Raw genomic sequence first — 22,001 nt, forward strand, 5'->3', positions numbered from 1 at the left:
AAGGCGTCGATGGGTGGGTTGTGATCGACACTCGAAAATCGGCACGCGCGTGAGCTTGTTGTGTCAGACTGTGTCGAGCGAGTAGCCCTGCGCGGACCTGCCCTCCGCGTGTGCCAGGATCTGGCCGTATCGATACCAGCCAGGGAGACAATGACTCCGAGTCAAACACCAGACGAGGTGCCGGTGGTGCCGGACTCTGTCGGTCCCAAGTGGTGGATGCCGATCAGGTACCTTGGGCTCAGCTTCATCATGACCTGGATCTGGCTCACGTCCTCCAGCACGCTGCTCTTCCCGACAGCAGAGTCTCCGGTCGCATTGGCGCGGCTCTCCTATACGGTCTCGCTTGGTGTTGACGTGGTAGTCTTGCTTGCGGTCGGGCTCTTCTTCACGCGACCGATCTCGTCATCGCAGAGGAAGATCCTTCTGATCTTCTCTCCGTTGCTCGTCGCCGTGGGGACCGCCACGATTGCTCTCGTGGGAGCCTCCGCTGGTGACTCGCTGTCGATGGTTGTGCTTCTGGGCGCTGCGGCGTTGACCGGAGTCGGGAATGCTCCGCTTCTACTCATGTGCGGGGAGTTCTACGGTTCGATCGGGACCAAGAGGGCGAGTATCTACATTCCCGCTGCATTTGCGCTTGCGATCGCGCTCTACTTCGTTGTCGTGAATCTGCGCCCGGTAGCAGCGATCATTGCGTTGGCGGCATTGCCGTTGTGCGCCGCCGGAGTATTGGCTCTGAGTCTGCTTCGGATCCCGGCGGCCATTCCTATCCTGCGCGCTCACAGTACTCGGGTCTTTCCGATCCCCTGGAGGCTCTCGCTGGCCATCGGGCTCTACGGTGCGGCATTCGGGCTGATGCAGGGACTGATCCTGCCGGGATCCGCCGCCGCGTTCAACTCGACATACGCGTGGTCGCTTCTCGGGGGAGGTATCGCTGCCGTACTGATCACCTTGGGATCCATTCTCTTCTCGAGAGATCTCGATTTGGGCTTCACTTATCGGCCGGTGTTACCGTTGCTTGTCGTCGGCTTTCTTCTCCTGCCGTTTCTCGGCGGGTCGCGCAGTTACTTGGCCGGAGCCGCAGTCACCGCCGGCTATGTATGTTTTGACATTCTCGTATGGATCATGCTTTCCGACTTGGCCAACCGATCCGGGATATCCCCACTGAAGGTCTTCGGGTGCGGAAGGGGCTTGGCCCAAGGCAGCATGCTCATTGGCATGCTATTGGGCTACCTTTTCGCGGGTAGGATCGGAGTGGCGTCGGAAGGGTTGACCTGGGTCGCAGTCGGCGCTGTGATCGCGCTCGTGTTACTCACCTCCATAGTACTCAGCGCGAGAGATGTTCTCGGCGCCTGGGGTCTGGAGGAGGCAAACGCCCTGTCTGCGCCCGACGAGGATCTGCTGATGCTGAGCTACCATGAGATCTCAGAGCGCGCAGCATTGACCAGGCGAGAGCGCGAGGTCATGGAGCTGTTGGCCAAGGGGAGAAGCCTTGCCTACATCGAGGGCAAGCTCGTCATCGCCCACGGGACGGCCAAGACGCACGTCTACCGGATCTACAACAAGCTGGGAGTTCACTCCCGACAGGAATTGATCGATATGGTCGAGAGTAGCATCGAGTGGCATAGGAACTCATAGAGCCACGCTGGCATCCGCGTTGTCAGGGCGTTCACGAAACAGAGAGAGCCGCCGGTTAGAGGCGACTCTCTCTGTCATTCGGTCACGTATTGTGCCGGATCTATGCCTTGGTGGCTGCCGCGGCCTTACCGGCTAGGCGTCCGAAGGTCACTGCGCGGCTATGGCTCAGGCCCGCCAGGACGATCGGATAGTCATTGAAGAAGAAGCTGCCCGAGCAGTTGCCTGCGGCCCACAGCCCGGGGATCGGATTGCCGTCCTTGTCAATCACATTGAGGTTGTGGTTGATCTGAAGTCCACCCAGAGTCACAAGCAGTTGGGCGCCCATGTGTACTGCATAGAACGGGGCCTTCGTGATTGAGTTGAGGCACTCCTTGCGCTTACCGAAGTCGGTGTCCACGCCGGCCGCGCATAGCTCGTTGTAGTGCGCAATGGTCGCCTTGGCGGTTTGGGTGTTGAGACCCTTCATCTTGCCGAGCAGTTCATCGAGCGTGTTGCCCGAAAGAATGGTGCCATCCTTGATGAATGCCTCGATCGCTGCCGGGTCGTGCAGGGCTCCGCGGAAGTCCTTGCATGAGACCATTCCCATCTTGGGACCCTCGGTCGGCCACTTGCTGTCCCAGACCGTCCACTGCATATTGCGCTTCTGCTGGAACATACCGCGGCAGACATATGCATAAGGCAGATCCTCGTTCTCGAAGCGCTCACCATCATCGTTGAGGTAGAGCCACGGCTGTCTGGTGAGGGGGATCGGACGGTTGCCCGTCTTCCCCTCGATCGCCTCGTCAAAGTACATCGGGCAGTGGGGGATGGGGTCGATCGCTCCGCCGACCCACGCGCCCATACGGATTCCGTCGCCGGTGTTGCTCGGCGGGGTCAGTGTACCTATCATCTCGTCGGCATGGCTGGGGATGAAGGCGTCCATCATCTCGGGATCGTTGCCATATCCTCCGGTGCACAGGATCACGCTCTTCGCATTCAACTGTGTGTAGGTCTTGCTCGCATCTTGCGCCACGACACCGGCGATCGCGCCGCTCTTATCCTTGATCAGCTGTGCAGCTGTCATTGAGTACTTGATCGTGACCCCAAGCTTCTGCGCATATGCGCTGTAGGCGTCGGCCCATGCGATCGCGAACGGGGGCTCGTAGGCGGCTTCAGACCCCCTCTGGAGCTGTTCGGGGCTGGGCACGATCTGGAACGCGTCGCACGCGTAGTGGAAGTACTTCGCGTGCGGTATCTCCTGCATTTCGCGGGGCATCGGCGCGATGGTCGTCTTCCCATAAGTGACGAGAAGGTTCGCTACCCAGTCAAGCGCCTCGTTGCAGTTGTCGGCCCAGACTTGAAGGACACGTTCGTCGCCGCGTCCACCGGCCCAGCGCTCCGCTTCCTTCACGATCTCGCTCTTCTGGCTGTTGAGGTCGATGCCTGCGGCCTGCTGGGTCTTGGATGCCAGAGCGGCGTAGTCGATGCCGCGGAAACTGAGCCTCTTGGTCTTCTCGACAAGGACAACCTTCGCGCCACTCTCCGCTGCGGACATGGCGGCAGCGCAGCCGGCCATGCCGCCACCGACGACCACGACGTCGTAGTTCTCGGTCTTCGCAATGTCGGTGATGGCGTTCGGAGCCGTTTCCCACGTGTGCTTGGTCGCGGTCGACGTCGTATTGCTGGCATCCGCCTTGCCCGAAGCGCAGCCGGCCAGTGCGCCAACGGCAGTAATGGCGCCAACGGCGAGAGTTCCTTTCAAGAAATCGCGTCTGTTGATCTGGATGTTGCTCATTGCCTTCAGCCCTCCTATTTGTCCCTTTTTCCTGAGCGTGTCGGTTCGCTTCCGCCAGGGCCTTCTCTCTAGCCTCCTCGCATCCTCGTGGCGGTCCCGTACGTTCTCGGCGGCGGAAGCGGATCCTCGTAGAGCCTATGGCGAAGGGACCGTCGAGGCGTCCTGAAAAGCGGCGTATCTTACGGCTTGCAGGAGGATTTGTTGTAAGGCGAACCGCCTTACAAGCGCCGGAGCAACAGCGGCGCATGCGGCAGGGGGCACCCGCGGAGTGGTGATTGATAGCGAGAGGCCATCAACACAGATGTGCGCTGACAATGTCAGAGTCGCCGCATCCGAGCAGATCTCGGCGGCTCTGCCCGATGTGATTCCGCAGGCATGACTGTTGGAGCGGGCGCGGTGGTCCACCCGAACGTGTGCCCCTTACCGCTCCCAGGTCACTCCAGCCGCGTCCGTGAGCGCGTGAGCGAATCCTGCCACGGAGTCCTCACCGACGTCCGGCAGGTCCACATGCAGCACACGCCGTCCAGCGGCTGCGAGCGTCATGAGGTCGCCCTCGGCTTGAGCGCGGTGTAAGGTGCGCAGGCCCCAAGGGCTTCCCGGAACAAGCGCGTCGGCGGAATCGCGCGTGGTCAACAGCACGAAGACGCCGGAGTTCGGGCCGCCCTTGTGGAGCTGGCCGGTCGAGTGCAGGTAGCGTGGCCCCAGCTCCAAAGTGATCGCGACGCCGAGTGCGGCCGAGACTCGCGGCACTGCGGCTGTGAGCGGGGCCAGCAGCGAGACGTCCTCGGGAAGGTACGCGAGCAGCGCGAAGTAGTCGTTGCGCTGCAGGGCGGCGATCGCGTGCCCCAGCGCGGTTGCGAGCGTGTCGGTGTGGCCAGGGGCGCCGGGTGAGGCGAGCGTCCCCGCGAACGTGAGCGCAACGCCCTCGGGCGTTACCGTCTGCGCCGTGGGTGCCTCCAGCGTGCCTGCGAGCACGGCCGCAGTCGCCGCCTTCGCAGAGGCGACGTCGGGCTGCCCCAGTGGGTTGACGCCGAGAAGCGCGCCTGTCAGCGCTACGGCATGCTCCCACAGGACGAACTGCGTGGCGACGTCGTGGAGGTCGCTCAATGCCAAGTCGTACACGGGGGCCGAATCGGCGAGCAGGTCACGCCAACTGGGGAGCAGGGAATCTCCGGCGAGCCGTACGACGACGACCGCCCGATCGGGTCCATACCCAAGAGGCATGTCGTCCGACAGCTCGACGACCGGCACGACGCCGATCCCCTCCTTGCCGAGCGACTCGGCGACCAGCTGCTCGACCCACAGCCCGAACGACGCCAGATCGGGCGAGGTCACGATCGTGAGCTTGTCTCGGCTATGGGCGTGCGCGTCGGCGATGAAGGCGGCAAGGGCGACTGCCGGGTTGTGCTCGGCGAGGAGGGCGCAGGCCTGTTCCATCGCGCGGGCGCGGGTGATGAGCTCGGCGACGTCGATGCCGACGAGCGCGGCGGGGGCGAGGCCGAAGGCCGAGAGCGCCGAGAACCGCCCGCCGACCGTCGGCGGCGTGTTGATGACGCCGCGGAAGCCGGCTTCGCGCGCGAGTGTTTCCAGCGACGTCCCCGGGTCGGTCAGCGCGAGGAAGCGCCGGCCGGCGGCCTCGCGACCCAGCTCGTTGTCGGCTTCGTCGCGGAAGATGGCGTAGAGCGACATGGGCTCGATCGTGCCGCCGGACTTGCTGGCCACGAGGTAGAGCGTCTTCGCGGGATCGAGGTCGGCGATAATCCGGTCGACCGAGAGCGGTGCGGTGGTGTCGAGCACGTGCAGAGTTCGTTTGCCGGACGCGCCGAGCACCTCGCCCAGCACGAGCGCCGTCAGCGACGAACCCCCCATGCCGAGCAGCACCACGTCGGTGCAGCCCTCCTCGGAGAGTTCGGAGGCGAGGCGGGAGAGCTCCGGCAGCAGGGAGGGCGCTTCCTCGGCCAGCGTGGTCCAGCCGAGGCTTCCGGCGGTGAGCGCGAGAGACTTCGGGTCGGTGCCGAACAGGGTGGCGTCGTGCGTGCGCAGGCGCGCGACGGCGTCTAGCTCGATGAGGTGCTGCAAAGCGTCCATGGGTGCCTCCACATCAGTCCGCAGCGGGCAGGGCTGCGGGTATATGATTCCCTGATCGCTCAGGACTTAGTGTCCGTGCGCGCTTCTTCTCCTGCGTCGCCTTCGACCCCCGCCGCCTCGAGAGGCACCGGCTCGATCGCGCTTGGCGTCGGCTTCATCTGTGCGATCGTCAGCCCGCCGATGATGACCATCGCGTCGCCGACCACAGACCACACGCCGAGCGGCTCGGCGAGAAACGCCGCGGCGAACAGCACCGCGCATACCGGTTCAGTGTACGTGAGGACGGCCGCGTGGTCAGTACGTGTGCGCCGCAAGCCGGTGAGGAAGATGGCGCCAGTAAGCGCAGTCTGGACGATGCCGAGCGACAGGAGTGCCAGGTATCCGGTGAGATGCGTGGGCCCCTGGCCGCGGCTGGTAAGCACGATCGCGAACGGCAGCAGAATCACGCCCGCGACTACGTATTCGATCAGCATAAGCGCCGGGGCCGAGATGCCGCGGAGGATATTCTTGCTGCGCAGCATCAGCGTGGCGTACGTCAGCGCCGAGGCAAATGCCAGAAGCGCGCCGAGCGTCGCCCGACCGCTTCCCAGGTTCAGTCCCTGCGGCGCCAGGATGACCACGATGCCGCCCAGCGACAACCCGAGCGGCAGGATGATCCGCGCATCGAAGCGCTCGCCGGTCACGAACGGCGCCAGCATCGCCACGAATACCGGCCCCGTGTAGCCGAGCAGTTCCGCCGTCGCGACGTTGGTCAAGTCCAGCGCCGAGAGGAACAGCACCCAGTTCACGGTGAGGATCACGCCCTGGAGCGCGACCTGCCCGAGTTTGCGGCGGCTGAGGCCGGTGACTTCGCCGAGGCGGCGAGTGACCAGCATCCAGAGGAAGATCGCCAGCGCAGCGAAGACAACTCGGTAGAAGACCTTGACGACCGAGGCGCCGTCGGCCGCTCGAAGTACGAGCGGGATCGTGCCCCACATGACGCCGGCGAAGGCGACGGATGCGAGGCCGAGGAGGGTTTCTCGGCGGGTGCAGGGGGTGTCGGGAGACATGGGAGGAGTGTAGCGGAAACACCAGCGAGGCTGGGGAGTTCGCTAGCAGATCCTCGGCAGTTGCTCCCCGACCAGCATGTCCATGATCCGCTTGGCCCCAAAGCTCGTGTCGATGTAGACGCGTCCTGCCGGCCCTTCGCCGACCTCGCCGATAATGGCGGCGTCCTCGCCGTACGGCGACGCCTTCATCGCAGCGAGCGCTGATTCGGCCTGCTCGGCGGGGACGATGGCAACCATCTTGCCTTCGTTTGCGACCTGGAAGACATCGTAGCCGAGCATCTCGGAGGCGCCGCGTACCTGCGGACGCACGGGCACCGCGGTTTCGCTGATGGTGATCGAGACGCCGGATGCGGCTGCGAACTCGTTGAGTGTGGAGGCGAGGCCGCCACGGGTGGGGTCGCGGAAGCAGCGCGTATCGGGAGCGGCTGCGAGCACGTTGGCGATGAGGGTGTTGAGCGGGGCGGCGTCGGTCTGGATGTCGGTCGAGAACTCGAGGCCCTCGCGGATCGAGACGATCGCGATGCCGTGGTCGCCGAGCGTGCCCGAGACCAGCACCTTGTCGCCGGGGCGGCAGTAGGAGCCGGAAAGATCGATGCCCTCGGCGAGGACGCCGACGCCGGCGGTGTTGATGAAGATGCCGTCGCCGTGGCCGCGCTCGACAACCTTCGTGTCGCCGGTGACGATGTGCACGCCGGCTTCGCGACAGGCGTCACGCATTGACTCGAGCACGCGGCGCAGGTCGGCGATGGGGAAGCCCTCTTCGAGGATGAAGCCGACGGTGAGGTAGAGCGGCTTGGCGCCGCTGGTGGCGACGTCGTTCACGGTGCCGCAGATCGCGAGGCGGCCGATGTCGCCGCCGGGGAAGAAGATCGGGTGCACGACGTAGGTGTCGGTCGACATGGCGATGCGGCTACCGGGGAACGCGAGCACAGCCGCGTCGTCGAGGCGCGAGAGCGCTTCCTCGGCGAATCCGGTGACGAAGACTTCGTCGATCAGGTCGCGCATCATCGTGCCGCCCGAGCCATGGGCCAGAAGAATCCGATCAGACTGCATGGATGTGTGTCTCCCTAAGAGTTTGCGGTGTCGTGGTCGGTGTAGCGGTAGTAGGCCGCGCACGAGCCTTCCGAGGACACCATGCACGGGCCGATCGGGTGCTCGGGTGTGCAGCCCTTCGCGAACAGGCGGCACTGGTACGGCAGGATCACGCCTCGCAACACCTCGCCGCACTGACAGCCTTTGATCGCCCGCGGTTCCGGCGGGGTCACGGGGATGCGCCTCTCGGCGTCGAAGGCCGCGAATTCGGGGCGGATCTTGAGGCCGGTACCGGGGATCACGCCGATGCCGCGCCACGCTGCGTCCGTGGGCCCGAAGACGCGGTCGACGAGCGCGCGCGCGGTCGGGTTGCCTTCGGGCGAGACGCCGCGCTGATATGCGATCTCGATCTCGGCGCGGCCCTCTTCGAGCTGCTTCAGGAGCATGTAGATGCCCTGGAGCACGTCGACGGGCTCGAAACCGGTGATGACGCTGGGGATGTGGTAGGTCTCGGCAAGGAATTCGTAAGGAGCCGAACCGATGATGGTCGAGACGTGGCCCGGCAGAATGAAGGCGTCGATGTGCACCTCAGGGTCGTTCACGATCGCTTCGAGCGCGAGCGGCACGGTTTTGTGTGCTGAGAAGACACTGAAGTTGCCCACGCCGTGCTCTTGTGCGCGGATGATGGCCGCGGCGATGAGAGGGGTGGTGGTTTCGAAGCCCACGCCGATGAAGACAACCTGCTTGTCCGGCTCGCGCTGGGCAAGCGCGATGGCGTCAAGAGGGGAGTACACGATGCGAACATCACGCCCGTCAGCTTTCTCGCGCGAGAGCGAGCTGTAGCTGCCGGGCACCTTCATCATATCGCCGAAGGTCGTCACGATGACGCCCGGTTGGCGAGCAAATTCGATGGCGGTGTCGATGTCCTCGTTCGCGGTAACGCACACCGGGCAGCCTGGACCGGAGAGCAGCGTCACACGCTCTGGCATGACTGCGCGCAGGCCGTTGCGGGCGATTGCTACCGTGTGGGTGCCGCAGACCTCCATGATCTTGACGGGTCCGGTCTTCGTGGCGTTGATCGCGGCGATGAGGTTCTTGGCGATCGTGGGATCGCGGAATGCCGAGAGATCCATGAGATCCTACGCTTCCTCGCGCAGCATGCCGTTTTCGTCGCACAGTTCCGGGATCTCCCTGAAGAGATCGAGGGTTTCCTCGGCGTACTGTTCGTCGACCACCTGGATGGCGAAGCCGGCGTGTACCAGCACGTAGTCGCCGACGACCGCGTCAGGAACGAGGTCGACTGAGACCTTCCGTGTGACACCTAGGATGTCGACGGAGGCCATCTTGTCGTCTTCGAACGCGAGAATCTTGGCCGGAATGGCGAGACACATGGTCAAACCTCCTAATAGGGTGGTACAGCGACTTTTGGCCGCAGTAACATCAAGCCTTGTGCCGTTGTGCCCAAGCCACGACAGCCTGGCCAAATGAAACGGCGCCGTCATTCATCGGCAGGCGTACGTGGGTGAGGGGAGTGAGTCCTGCGGACTCGAGTTCGCCGATCGCCTCGCCAAGCACGATCCTGTTCATGAACACGCCTCCAGCGAGAGCTGCGTAGCGAATGCCGGTATGCCGCGCAGCAACCTTACCCAGCCGGACTATACACTGCACGACTGCACGGTGGAAGCGCATTGAGATCGCTGGCGCGGGTACTCCCCGCGAGAGGTCGTCCAGCGCCGCCGAGAGGACTGGCGTCGGGTCGATGACGTACGGCTGCCCTGACTCGGCAGGCCTCTGAAGGTCGAATTCATAGGAGCCGGTCTCGGCGAGATCGGCCGCGGCCTCGAGGAGGATGGCGGCCTCGCCTTCGTAGCGAGCGTCGTCGGTGATGCCGATGATGGCGGCAACAGTATCGAACAGGCGGCCCATCGAGCTGGTGAGCGGCGAGTTCACGCCGCGCTCGATCATGCGCAGCAACATCGCCTCCTCGCCGTCTGCAAGGCGGGAGCGCAGTGGTGCGGCGCCGGGGTGGTCGAGCAACCCGAGCGTGACCAGCGTTCCGATCGCCATGCGCGCCGGCCGTCGGATGGCTGCTGAGCCGCCCGGCATCGGCACGTACGTTAGGTGGGCGAAGCGCTCGTAGCCGGCCCAGTCAGCGATGAGGACCTCGCCGCCCCAGATGCAGCCGTCGGCGCCGTAGCCGGTGCCGTCGAATGCGAAGCCGACTACCGGATCGCTGATGCCGTGCTCGGCGGTGACGGAGACGATGTGCGCGTGGTGATGTTGGACGCCGATCTTGGGCAAATCGGTCGCGAGTGCCCATTTCGTCGAGAGGTACTCGGGGTGCAGGTCGTGCGCGACGATCTCAGGCTGCACGCGGAACAGCCGCTCGTAGAGGCAGATGGTCTGCTCGAAGCTCTCAAGCGTCTCCGCGTTTTCGAGGTCGCCGATGTGCTGCGACACGAACGCGTGCGAGCCGCTGATCAGCGTGAATGTGTTCTTCTGCTCCGGCCCCACCGCGAGGATCCCCGCGTCCGCCGAGAACGGCAGCGGCAGGGGATACGGCGCGTAGCCGCGCGCCCGGCGCACGAGTTCGGTGCGGCCGTCGACGACGCGCACGACGCTGTCGTCGTAGCGCGACAGGATCGCGCGGTCGTGCAGTAGGAACGTGTCCGCGATAGGCGCGAGCCGCGAGAGCGCCTCGGCGTTACCTGTCGCGATGGGCTCGTCGGAGAGATTGCCGGATGTCATCACGAGCGGGCGGCCTACTTCGGCCAGCAGCAGGTGGTGCAGCGGGGTGTACGGCAGCATGACGCCGATCTCGCCGAGGTCGCCGGTGACGTCGTGGGCGATGGCGCCCGCTGCCGTCTCGCGTCGCTTGCGCAGCAGCACGATCGGCCGCACGGCCCCAGTCAGCAGCGCCTCCTCCTCGGGTCCCACCTCGGCGACCGCTCGTGCAGCCTCCAGATCGCGCACCATCACCGCGAGCGGCTTCACCCAGCGGCGCTTGCGGGACCGCAGCTGCGCCACCGCCTCGGCGCCGGTGGCATCACACGCGAGGTGGAAGCCGCCGAGTCCCTTGATCGCGAGCACCTCGCCCGCGCGCAAGCGTCGCGCTGTGTCGGCGATGATGGCGTCGGATCGCGCGGCCTCGGCGTCGCGATCGCGGTGGGGGCGTGGCGCGACCTCGCATTCCGGCGACCAGCGCCAGTCGTCCGGCAGTTCTCCGTCCTCGGCGACATGGTACAGCCGTGGCCCGCATACGAAGCATGCGTCCGGCTGCGCGTGGAACCGGCGATCCGCTGGGTCTGCGTACTCGGCGGCGCACTCGGGGCACATCGGGAAGTCGCGCATCGACGTCGACGGGCGGTCGTAGGGCACGTCGTCGATGATAGTGAAGCGCGGTCCGCAGTTCGTGCAGTTGATGAACGGGTATCGATACCGCCGGTCGCCCGGCGAAACCAGCTCGCCGACGCATTCAGGGCACGTTGCGATGTCCGGCGACACCAGTGTCATCCGGCCTGCCTCAGTGTGTGAGGCGCGGATTTCGAAGCCGAGCAACCCCTCAGGTTCGACTTCCTCGGCGATGATCTCGTCGATGACGGCCATCGAGGGGGCGTGCTCGCGCAGCAGGCGTGGGAACTCCGCGATCGTCTCGGCGTCGCCTTCGACCAGCGCGTAGACGCCGTCGGAGGCGTTGAGCACCCAGCCGTTGAGGCCGTGAGCGAGTGCGAGGTTGTAGACGAACGGCCGAAAGCCGACGCCCTGCACGATCCCGGTGATGTGGAGCGAGAGCGCTTTCACCGCGCGGAGTCGTCAGTGCGCCGCCGTTTGGGCCCTGCGACGAAGCGGTTGTTGATCTGCACGAAGAGGGCGTACCCGTCGTCGAGCAGCGCGATCGCTTCGTGCGCGCTCTTCTCGCCGAGCGTTTCGCGCGTACCTTCGAAGGCGGCGTCGTGGATGAAGGAGTTGCGTTCGGTGCGCAGCAGACGCCAGCGGTGCGGGAAGTCGTGGAAGCCGAACTCATCGGCTGTGGCCTCGAACTGCCTCCCGGTGAGCGTGGGGAAGAGCTTGCCGATGCGCTGCCCAACCGACCTGAGCGCATCGAGCACGGCGGCGCGCAGCTGCACGGTCGCGCCTTGCGCGCCCATGATCCGCGCGAGCATGTCCTCCATAAACGACTCAAGGAATGTCGCCACCAGGATCACGACGATCTCGTGCTCCCCGTCGGCATGGTAGCGGCGGATGCGCGCGTCGACGCGGCGAAGCCGCTCGGGCGGGAACATGCGGCGGGAGTCGCCCGGCGTCCCGCAGGCGGGGCAGTTCTTCTTGCCCTGCGGAAAGCTCGGGTCCGCCGAGAGGTACCCACACGCGGGGCACTCCCAGTAGACCGGCCCGTCGGGCGTCCGGTCGCTCGCTGCGTGCGGTTTTCTCGGCGAGGTCACGGGACTATTGTAGCAGCGTGGTGCGGGTGTCGTGCACAGTCGTCGCGCTTCAGGATCGTGCCGAGCAGATCGGGCAGCCCTGCATCACGAGCGGCCGTTCGAGCTGGCAGGCGGCGAGGAGTGTGTCGTCGGCGAAGATCTCGCGCGTTGGGCCGTCGGCGGCGACCTTCCCGTTGCTGATAACGATCGTGCGTCCGCACAGGTCGAGCGCCATATCGAGGTCATGCGTTGCGAGGATCTTGGTATGGTCGAACGAGGCAAGCAGTCCGATGAGGCGTCGGCGGGCCTGCGGGTCGAGGTTTGAGGATGGTTCGTCCAACACCAGCGCGTTTGGCGACATTGCCAGCACGGTGGCAATCGAAACGGCGCGTTTCTCACCGCCGGAAAGGCGGTACGGCGGACGGTTTCTGAGGTGTAGTGCGTTCACACGTTCGAGTGCGCTTACTACGCGGGCGTCGATCTCTTCTGGCGGCAGACCGAGGTTCATCGGTCCGAAGGCAACATCTTCATAGACCGTCGGCATGAAGAGCTGATCGTCGGGGTCCTGAAACACCATCCCCACCGATTTGCGGATGTCTTTGAGCGTGTTCTTGGTCACTGGTGTGTCGCCGATACGAACGCGGCCTCGCGTCGGCGATAGGATGCCGATGAGGTGCATGAGCAGCGTGGACTTGCCGGCGCCGTTAGCGCCCACGATCGCGACGGACTCGCCATGCGTGATCTCGAACGAAACGCCATCGAGTGCGATCGTTCCGTCAGGGTAAGAAAACCCGAGGTCGGCAACGGAGATTCTGTGGTGGCTCATGCAATCAACCCCGTGACTATCTGTCCCAGTAGCAGCGGGACGTTGAACAGGCGGAATACCACAAACAGCGCCGACCAACCCACCATGAACATCCAGTCGCGTCCGGTGAAGCGCAGCCGCTTCATCACGCGCACGTGTCCGTCGAACCCTCGGCAAAGCATCGCGTCGTACACGCGCTGGGCGCGGGCGTACGTGCGAAGCAGCAGGTGACCGAGCATCTGGCCGTACGCGCGCATCCCCATGCCGCGCCCCTCGAACGATCGCAGCGCGCGGGCCCTGACCATCCGCATGGCCTCCTCGGCGAGGACGAAGATGTAGCGGTACAGGAACATCAGCTGGGTCACGAAGACGTCAGGCGCGCCGAGCCGCTCCATCGCCATGCACACGCCCACAAGTCCCGTCGTGCCGATCAGAACGAGTGCCGCCGAGGTGCTGAGCACGAAGCGCTCGAGGATCGAGATGAACGACAGCCAGCCGGCGCTTATCGGCACGGGGCCGATGTGTCCGGCCAGGATGGGATCTAGGAGCGGGTTGAAGATGCCGATGCCCAACGCGAACGGCGAGGCGATCAAGACGCGCTTGGCAATGACGCTAAACGGCAAGTTGCCCTCATAGGCGAGTACCAGCGGGAAGATCACAAACGGCAGGAGCGGAAGGACCGCATACCTGTCGAACGACACCACGCAGACGATGAAGACGAGCGTCGTTATGAGCTTCGCCCGCGGATCCAGCCGGTGCGCGGGCGTGTCTTGGGCCGCAAGCTGGTCGAGACGGCCGAGTTCGTAGAGACCCGATTCGATGCTGGGCACGGAGGCAGCCGGCCCTAAACGAGATCGTTGCCGGTGGTGGTCGCCACGAACTTGCCGTGCTTCACGCCCTTGGTGCCGATAAGACCGTCCGCAAGGTGTTTGATCTCGCTGGCCTTGCCGCGGAGCACAACGACTTCCAGGCAGTTGTGAGCATCAAGATGGATATGGAGTGTTGAGACGACTGCATCGTGATGGGAGTGCTGGTGCTCGGTGAGCTTGTCGCCGAGGTCGCTGAAGTGGTGGTCGTAGACAAGGGTGACGGTGCCGACGGCCTCGGCCTCGCCCAGAGACCACTGCTCTTCGACCAGCGCGTTGCGGATGAGATCGCGAATCGCTTCGGAGCGGTTGACGTAGCCCTTCTCGGCCGAGAGGGCGTCGAATCGCTCCAAGAGGCGCTCGTCGGTGGAAATGCTGAATCGCACGACTTCCGGCATGGCTTCTCCAAAGGCATTGGTGTGCAGAAACGAGAAAAGAGTAACACAGGGCGCGCATTGTTTGATCAGACCGTTGTGATTTCCGAAACGGCAATTCACACGAATCGCACGTTGACCACGCTCAGAACAGGCGGTATGTTCTCTGTGTCAGTAGCACTATTTAAGAATTCATAGCACTAATGGGGAAAGGGAGGGTTCTGTATGCATATGGCGGACGCACTGCTGTCGCCAGCAGTCGGCGGGGCGATGTGGGTTGCCTCAGCGGCGACGGCGGTCTACTGCGCGAAGAAGGTGCGAGAGAAAGGCGACTCGAGCAAGATTCCGTTGATGGGAGTAGTTGCCGCCTTCATATTCGCGGCGCAGATGATCAACTTCACGATTCCGGGGACCGGATCCAGCGGTCACCTGGGAGGTGGTTTGATCCTCGCGGTCCTTCTGGGGCCTGAAGCGGGCTTCCTCGCGATCGCCTCTGTGCTGACCGTGCAGTGCCTCTTCTTCGCCGACGGGGGACTACTGGCACTCGGCTGCAACATCTTCAACCTTGGCGTCTTTCCGATGTTCATCGCGTATCCGATCTTCAAGAGAATTCTCGGCGGGAAGTGGAGTACCGGTCGGGTCGTGGCGGCTAGCATTGTCGGCGCGGAGATTGGTCTGCTACTCGGAGCGTTTGCAGTCGTGCTTGAGACCACGGCGTCCGGAATCAGTTCGCTTCCCTTTGGCACGTTTGTTCTGATGATGCTGCCGGTCCACGCTGCCATTGCTCTTGTCGAGGGTCTCGTGACCGCTGCTGTGATCCTGTTTGTGAGGCAGGCGCAGCCTGAGATGCTGGAGCGCAGTGTCGCGGACAGGTCGCTTGTAGGCATGAGTCTCAAGCCCGTCATCCTCGGGCTGGTAGCCATGGCTCTCGTAACGGGTATCGGACTGTCATGGTTCGCCTCTTCGAACCCAGATGGCCTTGAGTGGTCGATTGCCAAGGTGACCGGCAGTGCGGAGTTGGCCGAGGAGACCTCGGTGGCGATCACCGAGTTCGCGGCTGAGGTTCAAAGCAAGACTGCCTTCCTGCCCGACTATGGGTTCAAGGCCTCCGATGACGCTGCTACCGAGACGGAAGGCGGGGCCACGTGGCCTGCGGTCGATGCCGGTACCAGCACGGCGGGAATCGTCGGCGGTGCGCTGACTCTCGGGCTTGCGGGACTGATCGGGTTCGCGCTGAGCAAGCGGCGGCGCGGATCACCTCCAGCGGACAGTGGCACCGGCGCGTAACCAGGCAACGCGCAGCCGCATCAGCCGGACACACGAAAGGCCCTCCTCGGACCTCCGGGAGGGCCTTTCTGGTAGACCGTTGTCTAGATCAGCTCCACCGTCGTCTTGTCGGTGCTTCTGCCCTCGAGGTCGTCCACAGCTTCCTCAAGCTTTGCCCGTGCCTCGCCGAGAAGCACTCCGGCCTGCGCGAGCGCGGCGCTCGCTTCCGGCTTGGCGCCGTGATCGGCGAGATGGTGCAGTTGCTCAAGCCACTGCTGGACCATAGCGATCGCGTCGTTAGACTGCCCGATCGCGAGTTTCATTTGGGCGATGTTGATGCCATGCTCACACATCTTCAACTTCCTTCTCTCGGGGATGCGGCTTCTCCACTGTCATAGCACGAATGTTGGAATCGTAACATCCCTGTTCTTCTGTGCGGGCATATCAGGCCGGTCTGCGGTTAGCCGATCCAGGAGGAAAGCTCGTCGAGGAGTTTCTTCTTGGGGACGGCGCCGACGATCTTCTTCTCGACCTTGCCGTTCACGAACACGAGCAGCGTGGGAATCGACAGGATGTCGAATTTGGTCGCTACCTGAGGGTTCTCATCGACGTTGAGCTTGCCGACGACGATCGCGCCGTGCTCCTCGGCGATTTCGTGGAGTACGGGCTCCATCATGCGGCATGGGCCGCACCAGGGTGCCCAGAAGTCGAGAACGACCGGCTTGTCGCTGCCGCCGACGGTCGTGTCGAAGTTGGCGTCGGTCACCTGAATCAGGTCTGCCATGGGGAAAGCTCCTCTCGGTTACCTATCTGTCTAAAGCGGACAAATCGCGTTCTCGTCGACGTAGCGCAGTGCCTCAAACGCTGCCGAGGCACCCTGCGCGGCCGCCGTGATGACCTGCTTGAGCTGGGACTCAGTCACATCGCCCGCCGCGAACAAGCCGGGCACGGACGTCAGCCCATTGTGGTCTACCTTGATGTACCCACTTTCGTCGGTACCCACGAGTTCGGCGACGAGTTCGTTCATCGGATGGATGCCAACGAATATGAACACGCCGTTAAGCGGGAGATACTCTTCCGCGTCCCCGTTTGTTGATTCCAGCCGGACTCCCGCGACCTTGCCGTTCTCGCCGACGATCTCGGTGACGACGCGATGGTAATGGAACTCCATCTTCGGGTTGGCGAGGCAGCGCTCCTGAATGCACTTGGTCGCACGCATTTCGCCGCGTCGGTGGACGAGGTGGACGCGGGCGGCGAACTTCGTCAGGAACATCGCCTCTTCGACGGCTGCGTCCCCTCCGCCGATGACGGCGACAACCTTGTCCCGGAACAACGCCCCGTCACACGTCGCGCACCAGGACACACCCCGCCCGGTGAACTCCGCTTCGCCCGGCACGCCGAGTTTGCGAGGAACCGCGCCCGTCGCCAGGATCACGCAGTCCGCCTCGAAGGACTCGCCGTCGCTCTCCAGTGTGAAGGCTCCGCTGTCTTCGACAGTGAGCGAGTCGACAGGTGAGAACGTCCGCACGACTGCGCCGTGCTCCTCGGCCTGCTTGGTCATCAGGTCGCCGAGTTCGGCGCCTGACAGTCCTTTTGGAAAGCCCGGATAGTTCTCGATCCACTCGGTAGTGACGATCTGTCCGCCAGGGATGCCGCGCTCGAAAACCACGGTCTTCGCGCGTCCGCGCGAGGCGTACAAGGCGGCGGCAAGCCCTGCCGGACCGCCGCCGATGATGGCGATCTCTATGCGTTCAGAACTCATTGGAACATTGCCTCCAGGTGTTTTTGGATCGGGAACGGAGTGGTCAGGGCCTGCCGGAAGGGAACTCCTTCGCGCATTGCGATGACTGCGCCGACCACCCAAGTGCCGCTGACTTCGGCCCGTGTCGAGAGCTGCAACCCGGTGCTGTCCTTCTGGTAGCCGTCGATGGTGACACCCAGTCTCTGGGCTTGCGGCGTGAGCTGCAGCATAGTTTGGTCGACGGCCAAGTCCCGTCCGTTAGCCGAGGCCCACGCGGCGAGTTGGTTCGTCGCGAGGTTCAGCTCAGAGTTTGCGCGGCCCCATCGCACGGCGTCGTTCACGATCGTGGCGATGACCGCGATAATGAGTATGGTCCAGACGAATCGTCTCATTGTCTTGCCCACCAGTCTGTCAATTGCTCGCAAAAGCGATTTGACCCCTACAGCAGTCTAGCGCTCTGCGGCATCCTCGGCATCATCAGGGGCCGCTGAAGAGCTCGAATCGTCGGCCGAACGAACACGTCTCACGATGTAGCCGAGCAGCACGCCAAGGCCAATCACAATCGCACCGATAATGGCGATGCGGTCCAGATACGACGCATGGACGTCGATGATCTGGCTCGAAACCACCAAGTCGCCCGCCAGAACCTGAACCTCAAGCTTGCCGGATGCCGTCGACATCAGGTTCACAGGAACCTGGACGAACGTCTCCTTTGGGGGGAGCGTGGTCTCGATTGACTCGGCCTGCGCCACTGTGAGGCCCTCGGTTAGCGCGCGGGTCTTGACCGTCACCGACAGCGTCTTCTGCGTGCCGTTGCCGATGGTGATCGGCACGTTGCCGCTCGTTCCGGCAAGCGTGATGGGTTCACCCTTGAGGTAGATCGTGCCGAGGATGCCTTTGGAGATTCCCAACGAGGTGCTGGCAAACGCCGCGCCACGATCCGCGAGGGTCCAGTCGCCTTTGAGACCCTTCCATGCCGAGGACTCAGCGAGCAGAGACGGGGTCGTCGCCGCGACGATGTCGGCGTCGCCCGGCTGCAGCGAAGAGCGCAGTCCCGCAGCGTACGCGCTGGCGCTGTTGACCGTCTGCCAGAAGCTCACGGCACCGGAGTTGGTTGTGTCGAGCATAGTAAGGAGCTGTGTTGAGCCGGTGCGCGCTGCCGCGTCCCTTGCGAGGACGAGGTTTGCCCAGGGCATCTGCAGAAGCGTTCCGGTGATCTGCTCAAGCACGGCGGAAGCACCCACTCCGCCGTCACCGAGATCGACGCACACCGTGAACGGCTGTGTGGTTCCGCTCACCAGCATCCGTTCGAAAGCATGCCGGACGGTCGCAGACGCTTCGCCTGCCGAGAGACCCACTCCCGCTTCATGATCGGCGACCAGGGCCGCCAAGCCGGATATCGCGGTCGGGTAGGCGCCGCTTGAAGCCGGCTTGGAGTCAAGCGCCGTCAGAGCGGAGTCGACCACGACATAGCGGAGGCCGATGTCTGCAAGCTGCTGAAGAACCTTCGAGGGCGCCGCGCCGTTTGCCGGCGCCGTCCCTGCGGAGGGTGTTGCCCCCAAGCTCGCCAAGATCGCCGAGTATCCGGTCGTGTACTGGAGAGCGGTATCGCTGCCGAGGCCCTGCAGGGCGAGATCGCCCAGATCGGGATCGGCGTAGCCGAGCGACGTTAGTTCGAGCGCGCCGGAACCCAGCGCTGCCTTGAGACTTGAGAGCGTGTTGGCGTAGGCGCGCGGAGTTGCCTCGGAAGCCAAGACAGCCTTCCCATTCGGGAGAGTGTAGCCTTGTGCGAGCTGGCGCCATTGCTGCAGAAGGACGGGCGGAACAGCCATGCTGATCTTGGCTTTTGGGTTCTCGGTGGCGAACCGCACGATAGCATCGACGTCATCGCGTGCACGTGTGTTCTCGGCGGGGTCGGCCACCAACTTGCCGGACGGGTCGGCGAAGGGGGCGCCGTGCACTCGGAAGACCAGCGCCACCGGCACGGGTGACTTGGCAGCATCGTAGAGCAGCAGCTCGGTGGCTACCGATGTCGTCGAGGTGCTTCCGTTCACGGTCGACTTCACGGTCACTTGGACCGGATACACACCCGGAGTGAGTTTGAGGGTGGCTGTGTCCGGGCTGAATGAGAAGGACCGGGTTCCCGTAGCCGCGTTCTGGATGACCTGGGTGCGCGAGTAGACCGCCGCTCCAGATGGCTTATTGAGCTGCAGCTTAACTTGGAGTTCGTCGACCGCCTTGGGCAGCGTGACCGTCACCGTATACTTTGCCGTGCTGTTCACGGGGAGTGGACCCCGTGGGGAGTCGAGTGATGCGGTCGGGGGCGTGGTGGCCGGTGGAGTGGCGGCAACAGCCGCCAGCAACCCGACGGCGGAAAACGCGATCACGAGTGACACTGCTGCCGTCCAGACGGCAGTGCGGCGACGCAATGGTGTGCCAACGACAGTCATCGTGTGCTCCGAACGGTTTTCCTGCCCTCCCGGGCGACCTGCGGGGAGTGTACCGCCCGCGCCGAACGGGCAGAATGATTATTGCACGAAGAGTCGAAAGGAATGCCATGTCACACCTTAGCGAAACACCCGTGATCCCAGAAATACTGCCTCTGATCCCGCTCAGAGATCTGATTCTCTTCCCCAGCTTGGTGGTACCTCTATTCGTGGGTCGCGAGCGTTCGATAAAGGCGCTGGAAGAAGCAATGCGTGGCGGGCATTTTGTGGCGCTCGCGACTCAGAAGGTTCCCGAGACTTCAGAACCGGGCCCTGATGACCTCTACGAAATCGGATGCGTTGCTTCGGTCCTGCAGGAACTTAAGCTGCCGGACGGCACCGCGAAGGCGCTCGTGCAGGGTCAGCAGCGCTTTCGGATCTTGGAGTTCCTTCAGACTGAACCCTTCACGCTGGTTCGGGTCGAACTGATCGACGAAGTAGTGAAAGTCGATCTCGAGACAGAGGCGCTCATGCGGGCGCTTGTGCAGGATTTTGAACATGCGGTCGAGTTCGGCAAGCCGGTTCCACAGGAGGTGCTCACTGCGGCCGCCGGAATCGAAGGCCCCGGGCACCTTGCGGATTTTCTAACCTTCCACCTGAACCTGAAGGTTGACGACAAACAGGAAGTGCTTCAGGCGCTGGATCCCCGCGAACGCCTTGAGAAGGTCGCGCACTTCATGAAGAAGGAGCTCGAGATCCTCGAACTGGGCTCCAAGATCCAAAACCGCGTCAAGGAGCAGATGACCAAGACGCAGCGCGAGTACTTCCTCCGGGAGCAGCTTAAGGCGATCCAGCAGGAACTGGGTCAGTACGACGAGACTCAGGCCGAGGTCGACGAGTACACCGAGAAGATCCGCAGTGCCGGGATGCCCGAGAAGGTCACCGAGAAAGCGCTCAAGGAGCTGGGCAGACTTGAGAAGATGCCGGCCGCCGGCGCCGAGACCAGCGTGATCCGGACGTACCTCGACTGGTTGACAGGGCTTCCTTGGACCGTCGAATCAGAGGAGAAGCTGGATCTGATCGCCGCCAAAGAGATACTGGACCACGATCACTACGGCCTCGACAAGGTCAAGGAACGTGTGCTCGAATACCTAGCCGTTCACAAGCTGACAGACCGTATGCGCGGCCCCATCCTGTGCTTTGCGGGCCCTCCGGGTGTCGGTAAGACTTCCATAGGACGCTCCATCGCCAAGGCGCTCGGCCGAGAATTCATCCGCGTTTCTCTCGGCGGTGTCCATGACGAGGCGGAGATCCGCGGGCATCGGCGCACCTACGTTGGCGCTCTGCCCGGCCGGATCATCCAGTCGATCAACCAGGCGGGCACGAACAACCCTGTCTTCATGATGGATGAGATCGACAAAGTGGGAGCCGACTTCCGGGGAGATCCCACCTCGGCGTTGCTGGAGGTCCTGGATCCTGAGCAGAACTACTCGTTCCAGGACCACTACCTTGAGGCTCCGTTTGATCTTTCGAACGTGATGTTCATCACGACCGCGAACATGCTCGATACGATCCCGGCCGCGCTCAGGGACCGCATGGAAGTCATTCATTTCCCGGGTTACACGGAGGAGGAGAAGCTCCACATTGCACAGGACTATCTCATCCCCAAGCAGCTGATGGAGCATGGCTTGTCGGCGGGCAAGCTCGTCCTCGACGAAGGCGCCGTTCGCGAGATCATTCGCCGATACACTCGGGAGGCGGGAGTGCGCGGCCTCGAGCGCGAGGTCGCTGCTGTCGCCCGTCAGATCGCTCGCAGAGTCGTGGAGGGCAAGAAGGGCAAGACGACAGTGACGGCGCGCACCATCCACAAGTACCTGGGACCGGAGAAGTTCAGCTACGGCATGCTCGAAGAGAAGGACGAAGTGGGCCTGGCGACCGGGCTCGTCTGGACGGAAGTGGGCGGCGATGTGATCTTCATCGAGGCGACCAAGATGGCGGGCAAGGGCAACCTGATCCTCACCGGTCAGCTTGGCGATGTAATGCGGGAGTCTGCCACCGCCGCGGTGTCATACATACGTACGCGCGCGAAGGATCTCGGAATCGCCGAGAACTTCCAAGAGAACCTCGACCTGCACATCCATGTTCCCGCCGCTGCGATTCCCAAGGACGGGCCCTCGGCGGGTATCACCATGGCCACGGCCATCGCCTCGGTGCTGACGGGGTGTGCTGTGAACCGCGAGATCGCTATGACGGGGGAGATCACTCTGAGAGGTCGGGTGCTGCCCATTGGCGGCCTCAAGGAAAAGCTGCTTGCAGCGCACCGCGCCGGAATTCGGACCGTGCTGATTCCGAAGGACAACGTCCGCGATCTCGAACTGCTGCCGAAGCCTGTTCGCGAAGAACTCAAGATCGTGCCAGTCAAGACGATGGACGAGGTCTTGGACCTTGCACTGGTCGCCTCCTGCCGACCCAGGAAAAATGGTCGCCGGAAGGGATGATAGACCATCCTCCTAAAGGATGATTG

The 22,001-nt window shown here is 63.6% G+C and carries 19 protein-coding genes; 3 read left to right on the top strand and 16 right to left on the bottom strand.

Annotated features, from left to right (window positions below; translation table 11 throughout):
* Positions 1-150 precede the first annotated feature (150 nt).
* Entirely contained in the window at positions 151-1,635 is a 1,485-nt protein-coding gene (locus HGA39_08115; protein ID NTW29307.1) for a helix-turn-helix transcriptional regulator, read from the top strand.
* Between the two features lie 100 nt (positions 1,636-1,735).
* Here HGA39_08115 and HGA39_08120 read toward each other — a convergent pair whose 3' ends face one another.
* The 11 genes from HGA39_08120 to nikR form a co-directional block, all read right to left on the bottom strand.
* Positions 1,736-3,409, bottom strand: coding sequence for an FAD-dependent oxidoreductase (locus HGA39_08120; protein ID NTW29308.1), 1,674 nt, complete (start codon positions 3,407-3,409; stop codon positions 1,736-1,738).
* Between the two features lie 420 nt (positions 3,410-3,829).
* Positions 3,830-5,497, bottom strand: coding sequence for a glucose-6-phosphate isomerase (locus HGA39_08125; protein ID NTW29309.1), 1,668 nt, complete (start codon positions 5,495-5,497; stop codon positions 3,830-3,832).
* A gap of 59 nt (positions 5,498-5,556) precedes the next feature.
* Complete coding sequence (locus HGA39_08130; GenBank protein ID NTW29310.1) at positions 5,557-6,546, bottom strand: DMT family transporter; 990 nt, start codon at positions 6,544-6,546, stop codon at positions 5,557-5,559.
* Positions 6,547-6,588: 42 nt separating this feature from the next.
* On the bottom strand, positions 6,589-7,599 hold the full coding sequence (hypE, locus tag HGA39_08135; protein NTW29311.1) for a hydrogenase expression/formation protein HypE: 1,011 nt from the start codon (positions 7,597-7,599) through the stop codon (positions 6,589-6,591).
* Positions 7,600-7,613: 14 nt separating this feature from the next.
* A complete protein-coding gene (gene hypD / locus HGA39_08140) occupies positions 7,614-8,711 on the bottom strand; it encodes a hydrogenase formation protein HypD (GenBank protein ID NTW29312.1) in 1,098 nt (365 codons plus the stop codon).
* A 6-nt stretch (positions 8,712-8,717) separates the two neighbouring features.
* Positions 8,718-8,969, bottom strand: a complete 252-nt coding sequence (locus tag HGA39_08145) for a HypC/HybG/HupF family hydrogenase formation chaperone (GenBank protein NTW29313.1) — start codon at positions 8,967-8,969, stop codon at positions 8,718-8,720.
* A gap of 49 nt (positions 8,970-9,018) precedes the next feature.
* Entirely contained in the window at positions 9,019-11,379 is a 2,361-nt protein-coding gene (gene hypF / locus HGA39_08150; GenBank protein ID NTW29314.1) for a carbamoyltransferase HypF, read from the bottom strand.
* The gene (locus HGA39_08155; protein ID NTW29315.1) at positions 11,376-11,861 is read right to left on the bottom strand and encodes a hypothetical protein; all 486 of its coding nucleotides are present in this window, start codon (positions 11,859-11,861) and stop codon (positions 11,376-11,378) included. Before HGA39_08155 ends, hypF begins: the two co-directional genes overlap by 4 nt.
* 208 nt (positions 11,862-12,069) lie before the next feature.
* The gene (locus tag HGA39_08160) at positions 12,070-12,825 is read right to left on the bottom strand and encodes an ABC transporter ATP-binding protein (GenBank protein ID NTW29316.1); all 756 of its coding nucleotides are present in this window, start codon (positions 12,823-12,825) and stop codon (positions 12,070-12,072) included.
* Positions 12,822-13,634: a cobalt ECF transporter T component CbiQ gene (cbiQ, locus tag HGA39_08165; protein ID NTW29317.1), complete on the bottom strand. Its 813-nt coding sequence runs from the start codon at positions 13,632-13,634 to the stop codon at positions 12,822-12,824. Before cbiQ ends, HGA39_08160 begins: the two co-directional genes overlap by 4 nt.
* Before the next feature lie 14 nt (positions 13,635-13,648).
* The gene (gene nikR, locus HGA39_08170) at positions 13,649-14,068 is read right to left on the bottom strand and encodes a nickel-responsive transcriptional regulator NikR (protein NTW29318.1); all 420 of its coding nucleotides are present in this window, start codon (positions 14,066-14,068) and stop codon (positions 13,649-13,651) included.
* A 201-nt stretch (positions 14,069-14,269) separates the two neighbouring features.
* Here nikR and HGA39_08175 point away from each other — a divergent pair, with 201 nt between their 5' ends.
* A complete protein-coding gene (locus tag HGA39_08175) occupies positions 14,270-15,331 on the top strand; it encodes a cobalamin biosynthesis protein CbiM (GenBank protein NTW29319.1) in 1,062 nt (353 codons plus the stop codon).
* Positions 15,332-15,414: 83 nt separating this feature from the next.
* On the opposite strand, the gene HGA39_08180 is transcribed toward HGA39_08175, so the two are convergent.
* The 5 genes from HGA39_08180 to HGA39_08200 all read right to left on the bottom strand — a co-directional run bounded on the left by HGA39_08180 (position 15,415) and on the right by HGA39_08200 (position 19,501).
* Positions 15,415-15,663, bottom strand: a complete 249-nt coding sequence (locus tag HGA39_08180) for a hypothetical protein (protein NTW29320.1) — start codon at positions 15,661-15,663, stop codon at positions 15,415-15,417.
* A 107-nt stretch (positions 15,664-15,770) separates the two neighbouring features.
* Positions 15,771-16,094, bottom strand: coding sequence for a thioredoxin (trxA, locus tag HGA39_08185; protein NTW29321.1), 324 nt, complete (start codon positions 16,092-16,094; stop codon positions 15,771-15,773).
* Positions 16,095-16,124: 30 nt separating this feature from the next.
* Positions 16,125-17,072 carry a thioredoxin-disulfide reductase gene (gene trxB, locus HGA39_08190; protein NTW29322.1) on the bottom strand — a complete coding sequence of 316 codons (948 nt, stop codon included), beginning with the start codon at positions 17,070-17,072 and terminating at the stop codon, positions 16,125-16,127.
* On the bottom strand, positions 17,069-17,443 hold the full coding sequence (locus tag HGA39_08195; GenBank protein NTW29323.1) for a hypothetical protein: 375 nt from the start codon (positions 17,441-17,443) through the stop codon (positions 17,069-17,071). Before HGA39_08195 ends, trxB begins: the two co-directional genes overlap by 4 nt.
* Positions 17,444-17,500: 57 nt before the next feature.
* A complete protein-coding gene (locus HGA39_08200) occupies positions 17,501-19,501 on the bottom strand; it encodes a hypothetical protein (GenBank protein NTW29324.1) in 2,001 nt (666 codons plus the stop codon).
* Between the two features lie 107 nt (positions 19,502-19,608).
* Here HGA39_08200 and lon point away from each other — a divergent pair, with 107 nt between their 5' ends.
* On the top strand, positions 19,609-21,975 hold the full coding sequence (gene lon, locus HGA39_08205; GenBank protein ID NTW29325.1) for an endopeptidase La: 2,367 nt from the start codon (positions 19,609-19,611) through the stop codon (positions 21,973-21,975).
* Positions 21,976-22,001 lie beyond the last annotated feature (26 nt).

This window comes from Coriobacteriia bacterium (assembly GCA_013336165.1).
Taxonomy (GTDB): domain Bacteria; phylum Actinomycetota; class Coriobacteriia; order Anaerosomatales; family JAAXUF01; genus JAAXUF01.